Source organism: Phytohabitans flavus (assembly GCF_011764545.1).
Taxonomy (GTDB): Bacteria; Actinomycetota; Actinomycetes; order Mycobacteriales; family Micromonosporaceae; genus Phytohabitans; species Phytohabitans flavus.
Window position 1 is genome coordinate 5,915,012 of the sequence record NZ_AP022870.1, and the last position, 22,793, is coordinate 5,937,804.

Below are 22,793 nucleotides of genomic sequence, written 5' to 3' on the forward strand. Positions count from 1 at the left end.
AATCCCGCAGTTGTTCCACTCACTGAATGGAACCCACCCCTTCCGGCAGACGCAGACTGCCTTGGTGGCACGCAACTACGCCGAGCGCGGCATCGACCTGCTCCATACTCCGCTGACCGTATTCGGCGAAGGCTCGGATGTGCCTATGGAGTTTCCTCTGGTGCAGGCAGTCGCCGCATTGCTTGTCCGCCTGGGCCTATCCGCTGATGTCGCCATGCGGCTTGTCGGTCTCGTCTCTTTCCAGGCGGCCGCGCTTCTGCTCTTCGCTCTCGCGTTGCGATGGCACGGTCGGCGGGTCGCGGTCATCGCCGTCGTCCTGCTGGAGTTCTCGCCGTTCACCATGTTGTGGGGTGCGGCCTCGCTGATCGAGTTTCCCACCGTGGCGTTGGCCCTCGCGATGGTGCTTGGTTTGGACCATTGGTTCGCGGGTGGTCGGTGGTGGTGGCTCGCAGCCGGGGCGGTCAGCGGTGCGCTGGCGTTCCTGGTGAAAGTGACGACCATGCCCGCATTCATGCTGCTCCTGGCGGGTTCGGGGGCCGCCGTTATCTTCCAGCAGGGTTTGCGGCAGTCGTGGCGGCGGGTCCTGGTGGGCGGTGCGGCCGCGGTCGTACCAGGACTAGCGCTGGCGGCGGTGTGGACGGTTTACGCGGACCACATCAAAGCCGGAAATCCAGCGACTGCCTTCCTGACCAGCTCCGCGCTGCGGGACTGGAACTTCGGCACGCTTGAGCAACGTCTCGACATCACCAGTTACGCGACCATCATGCAGCGCATCACCGACGAGATCGTGGGTCCACACGCCCTGACGCTGTTCGCCGGTCTAGCGGCAGTGGCCCTCGGCCTGACGCTCGCCGACCGCATCCGCGGGCTGGCGTGGGTCGGAGCAGTGATCGTCACACCATTGCTGTTTTTCAACCTGTACGTCAGGCACAGCTACTACCTGTGTGCCATCGTCCCCGCTGTCGCCATGCTCGCCGCGCTTGGGCTTGACGGGGTGGCCCGGCTCGCACGGGACAGGACACACCAGGCCATCGTGGCCGGAGTCGCGACGTTGTTCGTGCTCGCCAACAGCGCCATCAGTCCGCTCGGACGCAATGACATCAAGGAGTGGCGCACCGAGCCGCCTCCGCCCGAGGCTGCGAGCGTGCTCGCAGCGCATACGGACCCGGGCTCGAAAATCATATTGATCGGCTGCGACTGGAGTCCGGTACTTCCGTATTTCTCGCATCGAGACGCGGTGATGTTCAGGCGGGCCGACGGTCGCGAATACTGGGAGCACGCCGGTGACGTCACGGACTACGGCTGGCTGTACGCATGCAAAGACGCCGACCCGCGGCCGTATCTACCGCCTGGGGCAGCGGCGACGCCATCGGGACAGCCGTCGTTGTGGCGGGTGACTCACGCCGGCTGACCAGTCTCGCGGCCCCGGCGACGCCGCCAATGGCAGGCGCATGCCAATGGTCCTAAATGGACGATCATGGCGATCCTCGCGGGCCTGGCGGGGTTGATTGTGGACCGCGGAGGGTGAGGCCGCGGGAGCAGCGGTCCGGACCACCGCGGGCGTCGCGGTAGCTCAAATCTTTATTCAGCGGGCGCCGGCCTCGTGCGGTATGCCGGCCGGAGTCGGTGGGCGAGGGCGCTTCGGGCTGGCGGCCCGTAGTGGGGCGATCGTCGGGGCGGCGATGTCGATGTCCCGGGTCTCCTTCGAGAACAGGAACGCGACAAGCGAGACAAGCGCGGTCAGGATGATCCAGCCGGCGACGAGCCAGGGCTCGCCGCCGCCGGCGCGCAGTAGCGCGGCCGCCACCAGCGGGGAGAAGCCGGATACGACCGCGCCGACCTCGCGGGAGGCGGCGAAGCCTGTGTAGCGCACGCCGGCGCCGAAGAGCTCGGCGTAGAAGATCGGCTGCACCGCGATCATCGGGGCGAAGCCGAGCGCCATCGCGGTCACCATCGCCAGCCAGATCACCGCGGGCTGGCCGGTGCCCACCAGCAGGAAGAGCGGGACCGCGAAGAGGGCGGTGAAAACGACGCTGAAGAGGTTGAGCGGGCGGCGGCCGATGCGGTCGGCGAGTGCGCCGTACACCGGCTGGAGGGCGATCACGACAAGGCTGAACAGGATCACGCCGGTCAGCGCGACGGCGCGGCTCTGCTCCTCCTCCGTGACCAGGTACGTGATCATGAAGGTGCCGTACACGTAGACGACGGCGGTGTCGCACACGTGCGCGCCGACCCCCACCAGGAAGCTACGTGGGTAGCGCCGCAGCGTGGTCAGCACCGGCGAGGGCACGGTCGTGCGGTCGCGCTCCATGGCCAGGAAGACGGGCGACTCCGCGACCCGCAGCCGCACGTACAGCGAGACGAAGATGAGCACGAAGCTGGCCAGGAACGGCAGCCGCCAGGCCCACTCCCGCACCGCGTCGTCGCCGAGCAGCTGTACCAGCAGGAACGCCACTGTGCCGGTGAGCAGCCCAAGCTGTACGCCGGTCTGCACGAACGAGGCGTAGTACGCCCGCCGGCCGCGCGGGGCGTGCTCGGCCAGCAGCGTCGACGCCCCGCCGAACTCGGCGCCCGCGCCCAGGCCCTGGCAGATGCGGGCGGCGACCAGCAGGATCGGGGCGAGCACGCCGGCCGACTCGTACGTGGGCAGCAGCCCCACGATCCCGGTCGCGAAGCCCATCAGCAGCGTGGTCATGACGAGCGTGGAGCGGCGGCCGATCCGGTCGCCGAGACGGCCGAAAAAGAACCCGCCCAGCGGCCGGAAGATGAACGCCACACCGAACGTCGCGAACGACGCCAGCACCCGCACCGGATCCGACGCGTTCGGGAAGAACAGGTCACCAAGGACAAGTGCCGCGGCAAGTCCGTAGATGAAGAAGTCGTACCATTCCAGGGCGGTACCCACCAGCGACGCCGCGACCACCCGGCGCAGCTCAGCGCCAGGTCTGGCCGGTTCGGCAGGGGGCGGCGGGGTCAACTGGGGCGCTCCGGCGTGATGGGATGCGTGAGATACGCAACCGTATGTATCTGGGACGGGGGTTTCGCGGCAGGGTACAGCGTGCCAGGTTTGACGCCGCCCGGGGTCGTTTCGCGGGCGTGTTGTCGATCGTGGGAGGACGAAACCGTGACACCCGCCCTCGCCGTCACCGGCGCTACCGGCCGCCTTGGCCGCCGCGTCGCTGAGCGGCTGTCGGCAGCCGGCGTACCCCAACGGCTGCTGGTCCGCGATCCGGAGCGGGCACCGAGCCTGCCCGGCGCCGAGGTGGTCCGCGCCGAGTACGCCGACGGGGATGCCGCCCGCCGCGCGCTGGACGGCGTGACCACGCTCTTCATGGTGTCCGGCGCGGAGGAGCTGGGGCGGGTCGAGGCGCACCGCACGTTCGTCGACGCGGCCGGCGCGGCCGGCGTCAGGCACCTTGTGTACACGTCGTTCTTCGGCGCCGCGCCGGACGCCACCTTCACGCTCGCCCGCGACCACTGGGCCACAGAGGAGCACATCGCCGCGAGCGGGTTGGACGCCACGATCCTGCGCGACAACCTCTACCTCGACTTCTTTCCGCTGATGGTCGGCGAGGACGGCGTGCTGCGCGGGCCAGCCGCCGACGGGCGGGTCGCGGCGGTCGCCCAGGACGACATCGCCGACGCCGCGGTAGCCGTACTGCGCGAGCCGGAGCAGCACGCGAACGCGCGGTACGACCTCACCGGCCCGGCCGCGCTGACGCTGCGCGAGGTGGCCGCCACGATCACCGAGGTCACCGGCCGCCCGGTCCGCTACCAGGACGAGTCGCTCAACGAGGCGTACGCGTCACGGGCGGCGTACGGCGCGCCGGCCTGGCAGGTGGAGGCGTGGGTGAGCACGTACACGGCAATCGCGGCGGGTGAGCTGGACGGCATCACCGGCGCGGTCGCCGAATTGACCGGTCGCCCCGCGACAAGCCTCGCCGACCATCTATCCGCCCAGCGTGAGAGCTGACCTCCGACTTAGCGAACGTGCCTGCGCTCGCTAGGATCCGCATACGGAACCAGCGGGGAGGGTTTGGGGATGCAGCCAGGCAATCCGTACCACTTGATCGAGGCGGTTGGCTCGTGTCAGGTGGGCAGTGTCTGGTCAGCCATCGACCCGCAGGGCCGGTCGCTGATGGTGGCGCTGCTCGATCCCAACGTGGCGACCGACCAGCGCTGGCGGGAGGCCTTCCAGGAGGCGGCCAACGCGCTGGTGCAGGCCGGCGAGCCCGGGTACCTGTATGCGGACTTCGCGTCGGGCTCCCCCTGGGTGGCGTACGCGGCGGAGAACGGCGTCGGCGCCGAGCGGGTCTTCCTGGCGCTGGGCATGGACTTCCAGCCGGTGCCGCCGGACGGGCTCGGGCCGATGGACTACACGCCGGTCGAGCCGACGACCCAGCTGACGACGCCGCCCCAGGCGCCGGACACCGCGGCGCAGCAGCAGCCGCTGCCGCCGGACGTCATCGAGGCCAGCACACCAGCCGAGGCGCCGCCGACCACGGTGTTTCCGCCGGTGCAGCCCGGCCCGCCGGCCACGGAGTCGGCGCAGCCGGTCGCCGCCCAGCACTCTCCCGCACCGGCCCCGGTCGTGCCGCAGCCCGCGCCGGCACCCGCTCCCGTGGAGCAGGCGGACGAGAGTAACCAGCCGACCCACGCCATCCAGCTGCCGCCCATGACGCCGCCGCCGGTCGCCCCCTGGCCGAGCACGGCAGCGCCGCAGCCGGCTCCCCCGGTCCCGCCACAGCCCCAATCCGCGCCTGTGCCACCGATCAGCTCGGCACCGCCGCACCCGGCATCCGGTGCGCCGTACCCGGTCTCCGGCGCGCCACACCCCGTCTCTGGGGCGCCGCACCCGATCTCGGGGCACCGCACCCCACCTCGGGCGCGCCCCGGCCGGTGTCCGGCACGCCGATGTCTCCGGCGTTCAGCCAGCCGCTCTCGCCGGTATACGGCGCCCCGGCGTACGGGCCACGGCCGCCGCAAGGGCCCGCGCCGTACGACCCGTACGCACCGGTCGCCCCGCCCCAGCCCCGCCGCTCCCGCAGCGGCCTGTGGATCGGCATCGCGGTCGCGGTGCTGGTGCTGATCGCCGGCGGTGGCGGTGTCTACGCGTGGCAGGCCTCCGGCGACACACCTACGACGCCGGAGGGGACCAACGCCGCGACCGAGGCGCCGCTGCCGACTGCCACGCCGCTGCGGCCGGGCATAGAGCCACCCCAGGACGGCAACTGGGATACGAAGTGGCCGAGGTTCATCGACCCGCCGGACAAGGTGCGTGAGGTAAACCCGGACGGGGTCGGCTTCAAGTTCCTCGTGCCGCGTGATTGGGACTGCCAGCTCAGTGGGAGCGGGCAAGGCTTCGTCAAGTACAACTGCGGCCCCACCCCGGGCGGCAGTGTGGAGATCGGCGGCGAGCTCGTCGTGCGCGAGTGCCCGGATCCCTGCGACGATGCGCGCCGGCTCGCGATGCGCAAGGCCGAGGAGGCATGGGGCCTGCGGTGGAAGCGAGGTTCCCGGCTGTCCTCGTACGCCGAGGCCAACGACATCGACGGCGAGGCGCGCTACGGGCTTGTCATCGTGGCGTACTCGCGCAGCGCACCCGACTCGGCGGTCAACCGGCAGATCGTGTTCCGGATGACGGCGCCGGTCGAGCAGGCCGACGTCATCCGGAAGATCTCCCGTTCGGTACGGACCAGCGCGCTCTTCTAGCCGTCAGCTGACTTCGTCGTCATGCCTGCCCGCCGGCCGGGGGCGTAGCCAGCGCCGGGTCGCCCACCGGCGTGCCGACCAGCGCGGCGGCCGCGCGGTGCCGGCGGCGTGGCCGGGGCAGGCCGGCGACAAACTCGGGAAACATCCTGAAGAAGGTACGTGCCGACCGCAGCTCCAGCGAGTGCGCCCGGGACCAGCGCAGCGAGTTGGTGGCCCGAGCCCAGTGATGGGTCCAGCGGACGTCGCCGAGCAGGGCCACCCGCTCCCCCTCCCGCCAGGCGCGCAGGCCGAGCTCGTGGTCCTCGTAGTACAGGAAGAAGCGCTCGTTCCAGCCGCCGATCCGCACAAAGGTGTCCCGCTTGGCGGCGACCGCGGCGCCCATCACCCAGACCACCCAGACGGCGGTGCCCGGCGTCGCGGTCACCCGGTAGCCGGCGTGCATGTTGGACAGCGGCCACACCTTGCGGTTGCCGAGCTTCGCGGTGGCGTACGGAAAGCCCCGCCCGTTCGGCTGCGGCTCGCCATCGGTGCCGAGCAGCTGCGGCGCGACGAGCCCGCCGTGCGTGTCGAGGTGTGCCTGGAGCCGCTCCAGCCCGTCCGGCTCCACCTCGAGGTCCGGGTTGGCGAATAGGACGTAGTCGGCGTCGGACTCGCGTACACCGGCGTTGTTGGCCTTGCTGAAGCCGACGTTGGCGGGCAGCCGCACCACGCGGGCGCCCAGCTCTCGGGCGACCGCGACGGAGTCGTCGGTGGAGTCGTTGTCGACCACGATCCAGTCGTACGGCTTGGCGCCGCTCCAGCACTGCCGCAGCGTGTCCGCCGAGTTGTACGTGACGGTCACGACGCTCCACCGGTGCCGGCTCATGCGGCCCTCCCCGTTCGTAGGTAGCTGACCAGCGACCCGAGGCCGAAGCGGCGGCCGCGCCACTGCCTGCGGGCGGCCGGTGCCTCCCGCAGACCGGTGCCGACGCCGCGCAGGAACGGCCGCAGCAACCCCTGCCGGGCCCGCCGGGCCGCGAGCGCGCAGTGCGCGAGCGCGATGAACGGCACCGCGAGCAGCGCCAGCGGCCAGGAGAACGTGCGCGCGGCGACCAGGATCCGGTTGCGCGCCAGCAGGTACGCCCGGAAGCCGAGCAGTTTGCCGTCGCCACCCACGCTGTGCCCGCCGGCGTGTTCCAGCGCGAGGTCGAGCGGGCGGGTACGCCGGCCCGCCGCGTACAGCCGGTAGGCCAGGTCGGCGTCCTCGCCCCAGGCGAACAGGTGCTCGTGGAAGCCGCCGAACTCGCGGAAGACCTCGATCGGGAAGACCGCGCCGCCGCCGGACGGGCCAAGCGGGCCGCGCCGCGCACCGGCCAAGCGGTCGATGAACAGCGAGATCGGGTGTACGTCGATGCCGGTGTAGTCGCCGCCATGCATGGCGAGCCCGACCGCGATCGGGTCGCCGGGCGCCGCCTCGACGGCCGCCCGGATCCGGGTCAGCGAGTCGTCGCGCAGCCACACATCCGGGTTGAGCAGCAGCACGTGGCTTGTACCGGCGGCCGCGACGGCCCGATTGCAGCCGGCCGCGAAGCCCGGGTTGGCCGGGTCCGGCAGGTAGGTGTACCGCTCGTCGTCAAGGCAGCCGGCGATGAGCTTCTCGCACCCGTCCTCGGGCCAGTTGTCGGCGAACACGAACCGCACCGGCAGTCCCGCCGCGCTACGCACCCAGGTGGGCAGCGTCTCGGCCAGCATCGGCGCGGACCGGTAGAGGACCGTGACGACAGCCAGCGTGCCGGTCACGTCGCCGCCCTCCCCAGCCGGTGCAGCACCCAGAGCCCGGGTACGAGGGCCAGCCAGGTCGGATAGATGAACGGATACAGCTCGTAGATGCCGAACACCGCGAAGTACACGACGAATCCGCGGGCGATCTGCTGGGCCGGGCCGGTGGAGAACTCCAGTCGCCGCTCGGCCAGCCCGACCGCCAGCCCCAGCAGGGCGAGGAAGAACGCCGCGCCCACCGGGCCGTAGTCGAGCAGCGGGATCGCCACGAACGTGGCCGTGTTCATGTAGTAGGGGAGGCTGAGCTCGGACGTCATCGCGTACAGGTCGACCTTGCCGACCAGCGGCTCGGCCCGCGAGCCGAGAAACATCAGCGAGTACGCGCCGTACTCCGGCGGCTGCGTCTCGCGCTGCGCCCACAGCCGGCCGAACGTCTCGACGGACGAACTCAGGGACAGGTCCAGCGAGCCGGCGCTGGAGGTGATCGCGTTGTCGCCGTACCGGGACCGGAACTCGTCCTCGAAAGTGCCGGTGCCGGCGAGCGTGCGCTGTCCGCCGAGGAAGACCATCGCGCCGACCAAGGCGACACCGGCGAGCAGGATCGCGATCGGCGCCCGGCCGGTCAGGAGCTTCGGCCTGGCGACCGCGCCGCGGACGGAGAGCACCGCGATGATCGCCGGGACGAGGCCGACGAGGACCGAGTTTTTGCTCGCGCCGAGGGCCGCGCCGACGGTGAAGACCGCGGTGGCGCCGAGGTAAAGCGCGAGGCGGCCGCCGCGGGAGGTGAGCGCGCGCAGCAGCGAGATGGACATGCCGAGCGTCCACGCCTCGGAGAGCAGGCCGACCACGATGTTGGACCGCTCGCGCAGCACCTGCCGGGCCGCGTCCGGGTTGTCGTCCAAGAGCGGCGGCATGATCCCGCGGAAGCGCAGCACCGCGGACAACACCGCCACCGCGAGGACGGCCAGCAGGTACAGCCGCAGCCGCGTCTCGGAGGGCCAGGCGAGCGTGGGCCGCGCCCCGGCGGCCGGTGCGCCCAGCCGCTCGGCGATCCGGCGTCCGCCGACCCAGGCGATCAGGAAGGCGCCCACGTATACCGCGAGGACCGGTAGGACGGCCGGCCCGGCCCAGGAGTCGTACGGCCCGGCTAGCAGGCGCACGGCCAGGAACGCCGCGACCCAGCCGGCCGCGCAGAGCGCCAGCGCCCACATCCGCTGGCGGGCGGCGAAGACCGCACCGGCGGCGATCGCGAACGTGACGGCCAGGCCGGCGTCCAGCGTCAGCAGGAGGAGGAACACGCCGGCGCACGCCGGTATCGCGGCTGACCAGAGCCGCCGCTCAGTGGCTGTCATGGGCGACCGACCGGTAGAGCCCGAGCCACTTCTCAACACATCGACCAAAGGAGTACTCCTGCGCGTACCAATGGGCCAGCTCGCGGCGCGCCGCGGAGACCGTGCCGCCGTTGCCGTCCGTCGCTTTCGCCACCGTCGCGGCGAACGCCGCCGGCGTGAGATCCGCCCGGTAGGCCAGGATTCCGTCGCCACGCCGGGTGAGGTCGGCCAGGCCGCCCGCGGCGGAGTGCACCACCGGCACGCCGAGCGACATCGCCTCCAGCGCGCTGCGGCCGAACGACTCCACCCGGGACGGCACCACCAGGCAGTGCAGCTCACGCAGGAAGGTGGCGGCGTCCACCCTCCCCAGCAGCCGCACGTTCGGCAGCGGCGGTACCTGTGTCGAACCGGCGCCGGCGACCAGCAGCTCCGCCTCGGGCAGTGCGGCCGCGATCCCGGGAATGAGGTCGGCGCCCTTTTCCGGCTCCAGCCGGCCGAGGAAGCCCACGCGTACCCGCCCCGGCGGCGGCTCGCCAGCGGACCCGTCCACTACTGGCCAGCTCTCCGGCAGCGGGTTGGGGATCACCCGCACGTCACCGACGCGACCGCGTTCGCGCAGCTCCTCGGCCTCGAAATCGGAAACCGCGACCGTGACGTGCCGGCGGACCCGGCGCATGGTCAGGTCCAGGGTGATATTGGCCTGGACCGCGGCCTTGGCCCGCATGGACGGTGCGGCGTCGCGGTACTGCCAAAGACTGTTGTGCAGCGCGACGACGAGGCCGATACCGCGCAGGTCGCCGCGGAGCGCCGCACGGGCGTGCATCGCGGCGGAGAGCAGGTGCGCGCTGACCACGTCCGGCCGCAGCTCGGTGGCGAGGCGCCGGATCTCGCGTACGTACCCGAGGTCGATGCGGCGGCGGGCGCCCAGCTCGATCCAGGTCACGCCGGCCGCGCGCAGCCCCGCGCCCACCTCGTCGTCGGGCGTGCAGGCGACGACGTCCACCCCCTGCGCGGCCAACGCGGGCAGCATCTCGACGAGAAACCGCTCCGCACCGCCGAGCTGCCGGCGCCCGGAGCCGCCGGTGGTACACACGAACATCAGCTTCATCGCGCGCGCAGTCCCTCGACCGCGCCGCGGGCGATCGCCCGGCGCACCTCGCCGCGCCCCACCGCGGCCCGGGCCAGCACGCCCAGGACGTAGGCGCCGCAGGCGATCCGGCCGCGCCAGCCGGCGAGCTCGCGACTGGCCCGGATGAACTCGCGGGTCTGCCGGCGGGAGATCTCCGCGTCGGTCCAACGGCGTTTGGCGCTCGCGTCGTCCTCGTGCGTGACCACGGCCTCCGGCAGGTATGCCAAGCGCAGGCCGCGCTGCCGCACCGCCCAGCAGAGCCGAAGGTCCTCCGAGTAGAAGAACGACGACTCGTCGACGCCACCGATCGCGTCGAAGGTTTCCCGGCGGATCGCCACGAACGGGCCGGAGAGCCAGTCGGCCCGCTCCGGGGCGGCGACGATCCGCAGCCCGCGGAAGAGCAGGCTCAGGCCGGTGGCGTGGGCGACCCCGACTCCGATCGTGAGGAAGCGCCCGGCGGCGGTCTGGTCGCTGCCGTCCGGCCCGCGCACGCCGGGGAAGGCCGCGCCCACCGCGGGATCGCGCAGGCGCGCGGCCAGAAGGGCGATCGCGTCGGGGTGCACGACGATGTCGTTGTTGGACAGGATGACGACCGAGCGGGTGGCGTGCCGCGCACCGAGGTTCATGCCCTTGGCGTAGCCGAGGTTGGTCTCCGCGCGCACGTACGTCGCACCGGTCTCGGCGCACATCGCGCGCAGCTTGTCGCCGATCTCCTCGGCGCTGCCGTTGTCGACGACGATGGCCTCCACGCCATCCGGTAGCGACCGGACGCAGCCATTGGTGCGCTCGTAGTCTTCCCAGGTCAGTACGACGACCGAGACATCCATCGCGTGATCACCCCTGGGCCAGGAGGACCGGGGCCCGGCGCAGGCTGAGGCGAGTGCGCACCGCGTACACCGCGTACGCGGCCGAGGACGCCACCGCCGCGCCGAACGCGCCGGCCACCGGGATGAGGACGAAGTAGAGCGCGATCGCGGCGCACATGGCGGTCACGGCGACGGCGGTGGTCGCCCCCTCGCCACGCTGCTTGAGCAGCAGCGCGCTCCAGGTCTTGCCGGCGGCCACCGCCATGGCCCCGGGTAGAAGCAGCAGGCCGTAGAGCCAGCCGTCGGAGTACTCCGACCGGATGAGACCCACGAGGCCGAGCGCGGCGATGGCCGCCAGAGCCACCGGCAGCGCGGCCCGGACGATCACACCGGTGCGGTCCGGCGTGCTGTCGTCACCCTCCCGGTCGACGAGGATCCGCTGTGCCCGCACCACGGCACCGGCCTGTGCGAACTCCAGCGCCGCGACGGCCAGCGCGTAGACGCCGAGCGGGCCGGTACCGGCGAACCGGGCGATCAGGATCTGGTCCAGGCGGTACGTCAGCATCTGCGCGCACACTCCAATGTGGAGCCTGCCCATGGCGAGCGCGTCGGCGCGCAGCTCCGGCCCGGTGACGCTACCTCGGCGCGGTGGCCGGGACCGCCAGGCCAGGCCGAGCACCGCGGCGCACATCACCACGCCGGTGAGCACCTGCACGGACAGCCACGCCACGCTCCATGCGGCGCCGTCGAGGCGGCCGGCCCGGTACAGCGCGAGATAAGCCAGGATGAGGATCGCGCCACCGGCGGCACGCATCGCGTACACGAACATGAAGCGCTTGACCCGCAGGGCGAGCGACGCGAACGCGTTGAACACGGTCAGCGCGCACGCGGCGCCGATGCCGACCGCGTAGCTGCCGGTCCCGGCGAGCGCGATCAGCCCGGCCGCGGCGACCGAGGAGAGCGCCAGGCAGCCGGCCAGGAGGGCCAGCATCCACCACGGGCCGCGGGCGACGATCCAGCCCGCGGGCCGGGAGAGCAGGAACGTGTCGACCGAGAGACCGCCGATGGCCGCGCCGAGCGTGGCGCTGGCCATGCTGGCGGCGAGCTCACCGCGCTCGGCCGCGGGCAGTGCCACCGAGACGACCGCGGCGCATCCGGTGAAGCCGAGGGCGGCCATGTAGACCCGCTCGGGTGAGACAAGCCGCCGGTAGAGCGATGGCATGGCTCCCCCACCCCCGCGGCGAATATCGACCATTGTCCGGCGCGACTACAAGCGCCTCCGGTCGCGGGACCTTCCTACCCGATGAAAGGTGGGCGCCGCAAGTCATCCCGTTTCGTCGCGGTTACCAGCACGCCCTGCTTTCGTATCGCCCTGTTCGGTCGCGGATGTACTCTCTTCGCGACCTCTAGCGCGCCGATCATCGTGGAGCCCGATGCAATCCGCCGTCTATATCCGCGCTATTCGCGGCAGTTGGCTGCTTATCGCGGTATTCGTCGCATGTGGCGGTATCGGGCTCGGCGCCCTCGCCCAAAGCAGGGAGCCGGTCTACACGTCGGAGGCACGGCTGCTGGTCACCTTCACGCCGACGCTGGAGCACCCGTCGCAGCAGACGAGCCGGCTGATGCAGCGGTTGGCGAAGACGTACACGACCGCGGTGGCCACGCCGCGCGTTACCGAGCCGGTGATCGGCAAGCTGGGCCTGGACACCACGCCGGAGGAGCTCGGCGAACAAATCACCGCCTCGTCGCCGGTCAACAGCCACGAGATTCGCGTCACGGTCACGGACACAAGCGCGGCCCGGGCCGCGGCGATCGTCAACGCTCTCGCCGCCGAGCTCGGCACCATCGCGGCCCGGAACAAGCCCTCCGCCGAGCTGCCGGCCAACGTCGGTATTTCGGTGGTGAGCGGCGCGTCGGTGCCCGGCAAACCGGAGCCCGTACGGTGGCCGCTGCACGCCCTCGCCGGTGCCTTTGCCGGTTTCGGGATCGGGCTCGGGCTGGCCGTCCTGCGTGGCCGGCGTAACGACGACGCACAGACTGGTGTGCCGCTGCGCCGGTAGTCGTCTATGTTTCCAGCATGACCGACGACGTCGCGCTGCTGCTGGCCCGCGCCGGCTTCGGCCCGACGGCGGCCGAGCTGGCCGTGGCACGCAAGACGGGCTACGCCGGCACCCTCTCCGCGTTACTCGATCCGTCCCTACCGGACATCGGCGCGACAAGCGCGCCGGAGCCGCGGCTCGGCATGGATCCGTTCGCGGATTTACCAACCCCCACCAACCAGCAACGCATCGAGGCCAACGGGATACGTGACCGGCAGATCGAGGAGATCACCCGGTGGTGGCTCGACCGGATGACCGTCACCGACCACCAGGCTCTGGAAAAGTTGGTCTTCTTCTGGCACGGCCACTGGGCCACGTCCGTCGACAAGGTCCGCAGCCCGCAGCTCATGCTCTTGCAGCACCGCACGATGCGCGGCGCCCGCGACTTCGTGGACATGTGTCACAAGATGGCGGTCGACCCGGCGCTGGTGTACTGGTTGGACGGCCAGCTCAACACCAAGGCGTCGCCCAACGAAAACCTCGGGCGCGAGCTCATGGAGCTCTTCATGCTCGGCATCGGAAACTACACGGAAAAGGACGTCAAGGAGGCTGGCCGGGCGCTTACCGGATGGCGGGTCAGCCTCGGCTCCGAGGCGTGCTTCTTCCAGCCCGAGCAGCACGACAGCGGCAGCAAGACCATCCTCGGCGTGACCGGCGCGCTCGACACGGCCCGCCTGGTCGACCTGTTACTGCGGCGCAAGGAGTGCCCGCGGTTCGTCGCCGCCCGGATGTGGCGCCGGTACGCGTCGTCCAGCCAGCCGATTCCGGAGCCCACCCGGGAGGCGATGGCGGAGGTGTTCCCGGCGCCCCGGGCGATGCTGCGCGTGCTCTTCGAGGACGAGGCGTTCGGCGCGACCGCGGGCAGCCTGGTCAAGCAGCCGGTGGAGTGGCTGGTCGGCGGGATGCGCCAGCTCGGCCTGCGGCTGGGCGGCCTGCCGGCGGAGACCCTCACCACGATCCTCAAGGGCCTGCGAGACCTGGGCCAGCTGCCGTTCGTCCCACCCAGCGTCGGCGGCTGGACGGCTGGTGGCTCGTGGCTCACCTCGGCCGCGGCCCAGGTGCGGCTCGCCTTGGCGGGTACCCTCGCGACCCTTGCCGCGGTGGAGAAGCTGACTCCCGACGAGGTGGCGTACATCCTTTGCGTCGAGGGCTGGACCGACCGCACCTATGCGGTCCTGCGCGGCGTAAAGGACCCGCGCCATCTGCTCATACTCGCCATGGCGAGCCCGGAATACCTGGTGACCTGAGATGGATGCACTGACCCGCCGCCGCTTCCTGCTCGCCTCCGGCGTGGCGGGCGCTGGCGCGCTGATGGCCGGGACGACCGCGATCGGGATCGCCGAGCTGCTGCGAAAGGGCGACAGGGCCGTGGCCGGCAGTCAGGGGCAGGTGCTCGTCCTCGTCACGCTGTACGGGGGCAACGACGGCCTCAACACCGTCATCCCGTACGCCGACCCGGCCTACCACTCGCTCCGCCCCGAGCTGGCGTATCCGCAGGAGAAGGTGCTGCACCTCGACGACGCGCTGGGGCTCAACCCGAAGCTGCCCGGCCTCAAGCGGCTGTGGGACGAAAAGCGCCTGGCGATCGTGTCCGGGGTGGGTTACCCGCGTCCCGACCTTAGCCACTTCCGCTCGATGGACATCTGGCAGACCGCGTCGCCGCTCACCCCCATACACACCGGCTGGGTGGGGCGCTGGCTGGACGGCACCCGGGCCTCGCCCGAGATGGCGGTGAGCTTCGAGCCGGTACTGCCGGTGCTCCTGGCCGGCGAGACCCGTGCCGGGGCCTGCGTCAGCATCGGCGGGCTCACATTGCCGGAGGGCATCGACGCCAAGATGGTGGCCGAGCTCGGGCGCCCGCAGCCCGGCGAGCCTGCCATGCAGGCCCAGGCCGCGACGTCGTACACAGACCTGCTCCAGGTGGAGCGGCTGGTGCGCGAGGTGGAGCACGCCGACGACGCCGACGACAAGGGCGGCGAGCCGGCGGTACCGGCCACCGGCACCGGCGGCGCGAGCGCGCTGTCCACGCAGCTCTCGCTCGTGGCCCGCTGCGTCGAGGCGGGCGTGCCGACCCGGGTCTACTCGGTGAGCCTGGGCGGTTTCGACACCCACGCGGCGGAGATCGCCGGGCACGAGATGCTGCTCGGCCAGCTCGACGCCGCACTCACGTCCTTTGTGGACCGGATGGGGCAGACCGAGGCAGGCCGGCAGGTCACCGTGCTGGTCTACAGCGAGTTCGGCCGGCGGGTCGTGGCCAACGCCTCCCAGGGCACCGACCACGGCACAGCCGGCCCAGTCTTCGTGCTCGGGCACAGGGTCGCCGGTGGCTTCTACGGCGAGCAGCCCAGCCTCGCCGACCTCGACAATGGCGACCTCAAGTCTAATGTGGACTTCAGGCAGGTCTTCGGCACCGTGCTCGACTCGGTGCTACAGGCCGACCCGGCGAAGTACATCGACGGCTACCAGGGCGAACCGATGCGTTTCGTCCCGGTGGGCTAGCGCGCGGGACGCACGCCTACCGGCCGCCGCCCCGGAAGACCTCGGCAATTGTGCGCAGCAGCACCTTCATGTCGAGCCAGAGCGACCAGTTTTCGATGTAGTAGTTGTCGAAGCGGGCTCGGTCGGAGATCGGAGTGTCCCCGCGCAAGCCACTGACCTGGGCCAGGCCGGTCAGGCCCACCGGAACGCGGTGCCGCATCGCGTAGTCCGGGTGCTCGGCGGAGAACTTCTCCACGAAGTACGGCCGCTCCGGCCGCGGCCCGACCACCGTCATGTCTCCGCGCAGGATGTTCCACAGCTGGGGCAGCTCGTCCAGCGACGTACGCCGCATGAAGCGGCCGATCGGGCCGATCCGCCGGTCACCCGCGATCGACCAGTTGGTCTGCGACTCGTGCTCGTCGAGGGGGCGCATGGTGCGAAACTTGATGACCTGGAACGGCTTGCCGCCCTGGCCGATCCGCTCCTGCCGGAAGAAGATGCCCCGCCCGCCGTCGAAGAACGTGGCGATCGCGCAGAGCAGGAAGACCGGGCTCAGCACCGCGAGCGCGAGTCCGGCGAAGACAATGTCCGAGGCACGCTTGGCCACCCGCCGCGGACCGGAGAGCATCATGTGCCGCGCCTGCACGACCGGGATCGCACCAATGTGGTCGGAAATGCGCCCCTGCGCGTGCGAGCCCCAGAGCCGGGGCACCACCCAGAGATCGCAGCCGGCACAGGCCGGGCGGCGCAGCACCTCCATCAGCCTCGGCTCCGGCGATGTGGTGTCGGCCAGCAGCAGCACGTCGGCCTCGACCGTCGGAATCATCGTGTCGAGCTCGTCGAGCGTGCACAGCAGCGGCAGCGCCGAGGCGTCCGCGGACGGCTCCGTGTCGACCAGGCCGGTGAAGCGCAGGCCGTAGCGCGGGTAGCGGCGCAGCAGCCGAGCCAGCTCGACGGCGACCGGACCGGCACCGATGATGATCGCGTTGTGCTCGACCCAGCGCTGCTTGCGGGCCAGCGTGGTGAACGATCTGGTCAGAATCCGGCCCACGATCACCAGACCGCCGGCGACGGCCACGGCGCGCATGAAGCCGGCCACGTACTCGACGGACTCGTGGCGGAGCGCGGAGATGATCGCGACGATGGCCGCCGACGCGAGCAGCCGCCCGCAGAGGCTGGGCAGCTCGTCGAGGATGCTCACGTGCCGGCGCGCGTTGTAGAGCCCGCCGGCCGCGAAGATGACGACGGTGAGACCGGCGAGGAAGCCCGTGCCCTTCCAGTACTGCGTCGTGATCAGCAGCGGTGCGAGCATGGCCGCGGCGTCGACGGGCGCGGTGATCATCCAGGCGCGCAGCGGCCGAGTGCGCTTGGAGGTGGTGGAGCCGACGTACGGCAGGACGGCGGTCGGCGCGGGCCGCGGCGGGATGACGACCGGCACCGCGTGCTCGGCACCGCCCGGCTGCCCGTTGGCGGATGTCGCCGCCGCGGGTGTGATCTCCTCGCTGGACGTCCGCTGCCGTGGGAGCACGGGAGCGGCATCAAGTCCGTCGGTTTCCTCGGCGCCCGGCGCTTCTTCCGCCGGTCTGGATCTCTTGTCGATCACCGGCAGTTCTACGGTGCCCTCACCCACTGCCGAGAGGCTGAAGCCAGACATTTATCCCCCGATTTGTGCCGCAAAGCTACTCCGCTGTGAGATCGCCGGCAGGATACGCGCAGCCGGCTGTTGATTTCTCCTTCCGCAAAGCCATCGATCCGCTACTTCCCAGCATTGAGGACATCCTGCACAGCGTCGCGGCGTACCGCCTCGAAGAGCGCCTTCGCCTTCTGTGGATCCTCCAACACCACGCTCTCCGAGCCGACCTGCCCCGACCCCTTATTCGGGCTGGTGAGGAACGTCAGGTTGCCGCTGCGCAGGTGGCGCAGATCCGCCGCCGTATCGAAGATACTCATCGTCTCGTCGACCGACACCGCGTCGGCGGTGGCCCGGAGGAAGGAGTTGAGCCGGCCCGGGTTGGTCAACAGCCCGCCGGAGGCCGCCTTGTCCAGCACCGCCTTGATGAGCTGCTGCTGGTGGCGCATCCGAGCGAAGTCGCCGTCGCGGAACGCGTACCGCTCGCGGGCGTAGTCGAGCGCCGCGGCCCCGTCGAGCGTCTGCGGCCCCTTGGTGAACTTGCGGTGTGGCTTGTGGATCGACGTGAAGCTCTGCTCGACGTCGATCTCCACACCGCCGAGCGCATCGACGATCTCCTGGAAACCACCGAAGTCGATGATCGCCACGTGGTCGATACGCACTCCCGTGTACTTCTCCACGGTCTGCACCATCAGCGGAATGCCACCCCATGCGAAGGCGGCATTGATCTTCGCGTCCCGCCCGCCGTGGCGGCCGTCCTTTGACTTGGGCACAGACACCCACAGGTCACGCGGAATGGAAATCATCTGCGCGCTGCCCCGCCCCTTGGGCAGGTGGGCCAGGATGATCGTGTCGCTGCGCGAGCCCGATGTGTTTTCCGGATCGCGCGAGTCACTGCCGAGGATCAGGATGTTTTGCGCGTCCGCGACAACCTTTTGCGGACGGCTCTCCTCGGGCACGTCCTGGAAGGCGTCCACCCGCTCGATGCTGCCTTCCACCGAGCGCACGTAGAGCCCGCCGGCGAGCAGGCCACCGCCGGCCAGCAACGCGACCACCAGCAGGCAGATCAGCACGATGCGGCGGGTGCGACGGCGCCGCTTCGGCTTTTCGGCGCCCGGCCCGCCCTCCGGAGTCGGCTCGAACGTCTCGGTGGAGTCAGGGTCGGCGACCTGCGGGTGGCGTGGCATGGGCCGATGGTACTGATTCACACAATCAGATGTCGCCCTGGTTCAGAGAGTTAACAAAGCGCGAACACGCTCCAGGAGCAGCTCACGCTCCCGCGCGTTTCGGGTCAGATCGGCCGCCCGGGTGAGCTCGGCGGCGGCCTCCTCGCTGCGTCCCAGCTTGGCCAGTAGGTCACCGCGCACGCTCGGCAGCAGGTGGTAGTCCTTGAGCGCCGGCTCTGTCATCAGCTCGTCGACGAGCTTGAGTCCTTCCGCCGGCCCGTATGCCATGGCCACCGCCACCGCGCGGTTGAGCTCGACGACCGGCGACGGTGTGACCATGGCCAGCTCCTCGTAAAGCGCGGCCATCCGGACAAAGTCGGTCTCTTCGGCGGTACCCGCGCGCGCATGCACCGCGGCGATCGCGGCCTGGAGTGCGTACGGGCCCCGCACACCGCCCAGCTTCACGGCTCGGTCCAACGCGGCGAGTCCACGATGGATGAGCAGCTGATCCCAGCGGGTGCGGTTTTGCTCCAGCAGCAGCACCGGCTCCCCCGACGGGCCGACCCGCGCAGCGGCGCGGGACTGCTGGATCTCCATCAGTGCCACCAAACCGTGCACCTCAGGCTCCCGTGGCACCAGCTCGGCGACGATCCGGCCGAGGCGCAGCGCGTCCTCGCACAGCGCGGGCCGCATCCAGTCGTCACCCGCGGTCGCGGTGTAGCCCTCGTTGAAGATGAGGTAGATCACTTCGAGCACGGCGGCCAGCCGGGCCGGCAGCTCGGCCCCGCTCGGTACCTCGAAGGGCACATGCTTTTCGGCCAGCGTCCGCTTCGCCCGCACGATCCGCTGGGCGACGGTGGAGTCGGAGACGAGGTACGCCCGCGCGATTTCCTCGGTGCTCAGGCCGCCCAGCACCTTCAGCGTCAGCGCGACCCGAGCCTCCATCGACAGCACCGGGTGGCAGGCGGTGAAGACCAGGCGCAGCATGTCGTCGCCGATGTCCTCGACCGCCGCGTCGAAGTCCGGCGTGTGCTCGGTCTCCAGGTCGCGCCCGAGCTCCTCGACCTTGCGGTCGAACCGCTCCCGCCGGCGGAAGTGGTCGATCGCGCGCCGCTTGGAGATGGCCATGAGCCAGGCGCCGGGATTATCCGGTACCCCCGACTCAGGCCACTGCTCCAGCGCGGCGACCAGGGCATCCTGCGCCAGCTCCTCGGCGAGGCCGACGTCGTGTGTCATCCGCGCCAGGCCGGCGATCAGGCGTGCTGCCTCGATCCGCCAGACCGCCTCGACCACCCGTTTGACGTCTGCACCAGCCACGCCCCGATACAACCATGCCCGTGAGCGTCAGTCCTGCTGGCTGTGCAACTCGGCGTAACGTTCGCGGTTATGGGGGAAGAGTCCGAGTTCGTGGAGTTGGTGGAACGGCACCGGCGGGAGCTGCGCGTGCACTGCTACCGGATGGTCGGCTCCTACGACGAGGCGGAAGACCTTGTGCAGGAGACGCTCCTGCGGGCCTGGAAAGGGCGGGACGCCTTCGCCGGGCGCTCTTCGCTGCGCGCCTGGCTGTACCGGATCGCCACGAACGCATGCCTCGACACGCTGCGCGGCCGCGCTCGCCGGGTACTGCCGCAGGACCTGGCGCCGGCCGCCCACCCGCACACCGACCTGCCGCCGCGTGCTGACATCCCGTGGCTACAGCCCTTTCCCGACGCGGCGGCTCCGGCCCAGACCGAGCCGGACTCCGTCGCGGTCACCCGGGAGACGATGGAGCTCACGTTCCTGGCCGCGATCCAGCACCTGCCGCCCCGGCAGCGGGCCGCGCTGATCCTGCGGGACGTGCTCGGCTGGTCGGCCAAGGAGGCGGCGTCGGCGCTGGACGCCAGCGTCGCCTCGACGAACAGCGCCCTGCAACGGGCCCGAGCCACACTGCGCGAACACCTCCCGGAACACCGGCTGGAGTGGACCCGTCCGCTCGGCCCGACCGAGGAGGAGCTGGCCGTCGTCCGGCGCTACGTCGAGGCCGTCGAGCGGGCCGATCTCGACGCGCTGGCCGACCTGCTCGCCGAGGACATCCGCGCGATCATGCCGCCGTGGCCGATGTGGTTCGCCGGCCGGGACGCGGTGCTGAGCACGCTCAGGGAGAGCTGGGACCCGGAAGGCCCGTACTACGTTGGCCGGTTGCGCATGGTGCCGACGGCGGCCAACGGCATGCCGGCCGTGGGCGCGTACGTGTGTGGGCCGGGCGACGACACGTACCGGGCGTTCGCGATCGGGGTGATCCGCGTGGCGGGCGAGCGGATCGCCGAGCTCAGCGCCTTCCACGACCTCGGGCTGTTCCACGCGTTCGAGCTACCGATGACTTTGCCGGTCGCGGACGTCTCAACGGGTGACCTGTACACCTGACGGGAAAGAAGCAGCTCATGGCAAAGATGCTCTACTCGGCGACGATGTCGCTGGACGGTTTCATCGCCGAACACGGCGGCGACATGTCCTGGATGAAGCCGTACTTCGGCCCCAACCCCGAGATGGACAACATCGTCGACCGGATCGGCGCGCTGCTCGTCGGCCGGCGGACGTTCGAGGGCGACGACCCCAACAAGGGCACCGAGCACGAGGGTGCGTTCGGCGGCGCGTGGAGCGGCCCGACGTTCGTGCTCACCCACCGCATCCCGGCCGATCCCGCGCCCGGCATCACGTTCATGGACGACCTGGAGAGCGCGGTGGCCGCCGCCAAAGAGGCCGCCGGAGACAAGTACGTCAATATCCTCGGCGCCGAGACGGCGCGGTCCTGCCTCGACGCGGGCCTGCTCGACGAGGTACTTGTCTGCGTCGCGCCGGTGCTGCTCGGCGACGGTACGCGGCTGTTCGAGCGGCCGGGCGGCGACAACGTACAGCTGGAGCGGATCAGCCTGACCCACGGCGAGTTCGCGACCAACATCTGGACGCGCGTACTGCCGCGGTAAAGGTCAGATTTCAGGGCGGTTGCAGCCGTGGAAGCGGCGGCAACCGCCCATACCGTCATGCAAGCCTTATTCGGCGCGGAATGCGCGTGTCCGTCAACGATCAAACACGGTTGAGTCTCAACTTTGCAGAGTTCAATCGAAACCTTGCAGAAATATGTCGTGTTAGCTACGGTGACTCCACTTGCGCTTGTGCACGAATCCGGTGCGCCAAGCCATCGATCGACACGACGAGTTACAGACGCACCGCGGTGACGCGTCACCGCAGGGCACCGATGACGCAACCGGAGTTCCCGAAGGGAAGGACAATGTCCGCACCGCTGTATCGAAAGGTCGTCGCCGTAGCTGCCGCGGCCGGTCTCGCGGGGCTTAGCCTCGCGGCCTGTTCCACAAAGAGTGACGACGACGGATCGTCGTCGTCCGGCGGAAAGGTCACCATCACGGTCGACTGCCAGCCGGTCGCGTCGCAGAAAGAGCTGCTGGCCAACTGGAATGCGGATGTCGAGACATTCCAGAAGGAAAACCCGAACATCGAGATCAAGAGCGTCTCGGTCGGCACGCAGTGCAACAACCCGCCGGACTTCACCGCCCGCCTCCAGGGCGGCACGACCACGGACGTCTTCTACGGGTACATGACGGACCTGCAGCAGGTGCTCGACTCCGGCCAGGTCATGGACATCACCGAGTACGTCAACTCGACGACCATCCCCACCTGGGAAAGTGTCGACGCGGGTGCCAAGGCGACCTTCACCGAGGACGGGAAGGTATACGGCGTCCCGACGAAGAACTACTCGATGGGTCTGGTCTACAACAAGAACCTGTTCCAGCAGGCCGGGCTCGACGTCAAGAACCCGCCGAAGACCTGGCCGGAGGTTCGTGAGGCCGCGAAGAAGATCGCAGCGCTCGGCAACGGGATCGCCGGGTACTCCGAGTACAGCGCGGGCAACACGGGCGGCTGGCACTTCACCGCGGAGATCTACTCGCTCGGCGGCCAGATGGTGACCGCGGACGGCAAGAAGGCCGACTTCAACAACCCCATGGGCAAGCAGGTGCTGCAAACCCTCAAGGACATGCGGTTCACCGACAACAGCGTGGGTGAGAAGCAGCTGCTCCAGTGGCCGGACCTGCTCACCAACGCGGGCGCCGGCAAGGTCGGCATGTTCGTCGGCGCGCCGGACGCCACCACCGCGATCGTCACCCAGTTCCAGGGCAAGTACCAGGACTGGGCGATGGGCCCGATGCCCGGCCAGGACGGCGCGGCCAAGGCGACGCTCGGCGGCGGCGAGGGCTACTTCTTCAAGAAGGGCCTGAGCAAGGAGCAGGTCGAGGCCGGTCTCAAGTGGATCGCCTACCAGAAGCTGACCCCGGGCAAGGGCCAGTTCGACTACGTGCGGGCCAAGCCGCAGAACAACCCGGTGGGCCTGCCCCAGCCGCAGCTGTTCACCATTGGCAGCGCGGCGTACGGCCAGGAGCTCGAGCAGCGCAAGGCGAACGCCAACGTCACCGTCGACGACTTCGCGCCCTTCGAGAACAACCCGGTGCCGGTGAAGGTGGAGCCACCGAACGCGCAGGCGATCTACGCGGTGCTGGACGCGGCGATGTCCGCGGTCCTGACCGACTCGAAGGCCAACATCGACCAGCTGTTGAAGACGGCCGAGGACAAGGCGAACCAGGTCCTCGCCACGGGCGGAACCGGTAGCTGAACCACTCGTGCGGGGGCCGGT

Annotated in this window: 20 protein-coding genes; 10 read left to right on the plus strand and 10 right to left on the minus strand. The window is 70.4% G+C overall.

Translation table 11 applies throughout. The features are described 5' to 3' along the window. Positions 1-64: 64 nt before the first annotated feature. Positions 65-1,411, plus strand: a complete 1,347-nt coding sequence (locus Pflav_RS25890; protein WP_173038927.1) for an ArnT family glycosyltransferase — start codon at positions 65-67, stop codon at positions 1,409-1,411. Positions 1,412-1,585: 174 nt separating this feature from the next. Here Pflav_RS25890 and Pflav_RS25895 read toward each other — a convergent pair whose 3' ends face one another. Continuing rightward, entirely contained in the window at positions 1,586-2,923 is a 1,338-nt protein-coding gene (locus Pflav_RS25895) for an MFS transporter (RefSeq protein ID WP_197938747.1), read from the minus strand. A gap of 201 nt (positions 2,924-3,124) precedes the next feature. On the opposite strand from Pflav_RS25895, the gene Pflav_RS25900 reads away from it, so the two are divergent. The 3 genes from Pflav_RS25900 (at position 3,125) to Pflav_RS25910 (ending at position 5,712) form a co-directional block, all read left to right on the plus strand. Next, positions 3,125-3,973 carry an SDR family oxidoreductase gene (locus tag Pflav_RS25900; RefSeq protein WP_232071913.1) on the plus strand — a complete coding sequence of 283 codons (849 nt, stop codon included), beginning with the start codon at positions 3,125-3,127 and terminating at the stop codon, positions 3,971-3,973. Positions 3,974-4,042: 69 nt separating this feature from the next. After that, the gene (locus tag Pflav_RS25905) at positions 4,043-5,089 is read left to right on the plus strand and encodes a hypothetical protein (RefSeq protein WP_173038930.1); all 1,047 of its coding nucleotides are present in this window, start codon (positions 4,043-4,045) and stop codon (positions 5,087-5,089) included. After that, the gene (locus tag Pflav_RS25910) at positions 5,077-5,712 is read left to right on the plus strand and encodes a hypothetical protein (RefSeq protein WP_173038932.1); all 636 of its coding nucleotides are present in this window, start codon (positions 5,077-5,079) and stop codon (positions 5,710-5,712) included. Before Pflav_RS25905 ends, Pflav_RS25910 begins: the two co-directional genes overlap by 13 nt. Before the next feature lie 19 nt (positions 5,713-5,731). Here the strand turns inward: Pflav_RS25910 and Pflav_RS25915 are convergent, their stop codons facing one another. From Pflav_RS25915 to Pflav_RS25940, 6 genes are read right to left on the minus strand one after another with little or no spacing between them, the layout of a single operon-like run. After that, positions 5,732-6,577 (minus strand): glycosyltransferase family 2 protein, encoded by an 846-nt coding sequence (locus Pflav_RS25915; protein ID WP_173038933.1) that lies wholly within the window; start codon positions 6,575-6,577, stop codon positions 5,732-5,734. Beyond that, a complete protein-coding gene (locus Pflav_RS25920; RefSeq protein ID WP_232071915.1) occupies positions 6,574-7,491 on the minus strand; it encodes a glycosyltransferase family 2 protein in 918 nt (305 codons plus the stop codon). The genes Pflav_RS25915 and Pflav_RS25920 overlap by 4 nt, the downstream gene beginning before the upstream one ends. Continuing rightward, positions 7,488-8,822, minus strand: coding sequence for a hypothetical protein (locus tag Pflav_RS25925; RefSeq protein ID WP_173038934.1), 1,335 nt, complete (start codon positions 8,820-8,822; stop codon positions 7,488-7,490). Before Pflav_RS25925 ends, Pflav_RS25920 begins: the two co-directional genes overlap by 4 nt. Continuing rightward, the gene (locus Pflav_RS25930; RefSeq protein ID WP_173038935.1) at positions 8,809-9,909 is read right to left on the minus strand and encodes a glycosyltransferase family 4 protein; all 1,101 of its coding nucleotides are present in this window, start codon (positions 9,907-9,909) and stop codon (positions 8,809-8,811) included. The genes Pflav_RS25925 and Pflav_RS25930 overlap by 14 nt, the downstream gene beginning before the upstream one ends. Continuing rightward, positions 9,906-10,757 (minus strand): glycosyltransferase, encoded by an 852-nt coding sequence (locus tag Pflav_RS25935; RefSeq protein ID WP_173038936.1) that lies wholly within the window; start codon positions 10,755-10,757, stop codon positions 9,906-9,908. The genes Pflav_RS25930 and Pflav_RS25935 overlap by 4 nt, the downstream gene beginning before the upstream one ends. A 7-nt stretch (positions 10,758-10,764) precedes the next feature. Beyond that, the gene (locus Pflav_RS25940; protein WP_232071917.1) at positions 10,765-11,958 is read right to left on the minus strand and encodes a hypothetical protein; all 1,194 of its coding nucleotides are present in this window, start codon (positions 11,956-11,958) and stop codon (positions 10,765-10,767) included. A gap of 211 nt (positions 11,959-12,169) precedes the next feature. Between Pflav_RS25940 and Pflav_RS25945 the strand changes: the two genes are divergently transcribed. From Pflav_RS25945 to Pflav_RS25955, 3 genes are read left to right on the plus strand one after another with little or no spacing between them, the layout of a single operon-like run. Next, entirely contained in the window at positions 12,170-12,796 is a 627-nt protein-coding gene (locus Pflav_RS25945) for a YveK family protein (RefSeq protein ID WP_173038938.1), read from the plus strand. 17 nt (positions 12,797-12,813) lie between these two features. Then, complete coding sequence (locus Pflav_RS25950) at positions 12,814-14,082, plus strand: DUF1800 domain-containing protein (RefSeq protein WP_173038939.1); 1,269 nt, start codon at positions 12,814-12,816, stop codon at positions 14,080-14,082. 1 nt (position 14,083) lies between these two features. Beyond that, entirely contained in the window at positions 14,084-15,334 is a 1,251-nt protein-coding gene (locus Pflav_RS25955; protein WP_173038941.1) for a DUF1501 domain-containing protein, read from the plus strand. 16 nt (positions 15,335-15,350) lie between these two features. Here Pflav_RS25955 and Pflav_RS25960 read toward each other — a convergent pair whose 3' ends face one another. From Pflav_RS25960 to Pflav_RS25970, 3 genes are all read right to left on the minus strand, one after another. Beyond that, a complete protein-coding gene (locus Pflav_RS25960; RefSeq protein ID WP_232071919.1) occupies positions 15,351-16,943 on the minus strand; it encodes an exopolysaccharide biosynthesis polyprenyl glycosylphosphotransferase in 1,593 nt (530 codons plus the stop codon). Positions 16,944-17,068: 125 nt separating this feature from the next. Beyond that, positions 17,069-18,130, minus strand: a complete 1,062-nt coding sequence (locus Pflav_RS25965; protein ID WP_173038943.1) for an LCP family protein — start codon at positions 18,128-18,130, stop codon at positions 17,069-17,071. 42 nt (positions 18,131-18,172) lie between these two features. Then, entirely contained in the window at positions 18,173-19,426 is a 1,254-nt protein-coding gene (locus tag Pflav_RS25970; protein WP_173038944.1) for an RNA polymerase sigma factor, read from the minus strand. Positions 19,427-19,495: 69 nt separating this feature from the next. Here Pflav_RS25970 and Pflav_RS25975 point away from each other — a divergent pair, with 69 nt between their 5' ends. The 3 genes from Pflav_RS25975 to Pflav_RS25985 all read left to right on the plus strand — a co-directional run bounded on the left by Pflav_RS25975 (position 19,496) and on the right by Pflav_RS25985 (position 22,772). Continuing rightward, positions 19,496-20,512, plus strand: a complete 1,017-nt coding sequence (locus Pflav_RS25975; protein ID WP_173038945.1) for an RNA polymerase subunit sigma-70 — start codon at positions 19,496-19,498, stop codon at positions 20,510-20,512. Between the two features lie 17 nt (positions 20,513-20,529). Further along, positions 20,530-21,072 (plus strand): dihydrofolate reductase family protein, encoded by a 543-nt coding sequence (locus Pflav_RS25980; RefSeq protein ID WP_173038946.1) that lies wholly within the window; start codon positions 20,530-20,532, stop codon positions 21,070-21,072. Positions 21,073-21,377: 305 nt separating this feature from the next. Continuing rightward, complete coding sequence (locus tag Pflav_RS25985; RefSeq protein WP_173038947.1) at positions 21,378-22,772, plus strand: ABC transporter substrate-binding protein; 1,395 nt, start codon at positions 21,378-21,380, stop codon at positions 22,770-22,772. Positions 22,773-22,793: the final 21 nt, after the last annotated feature.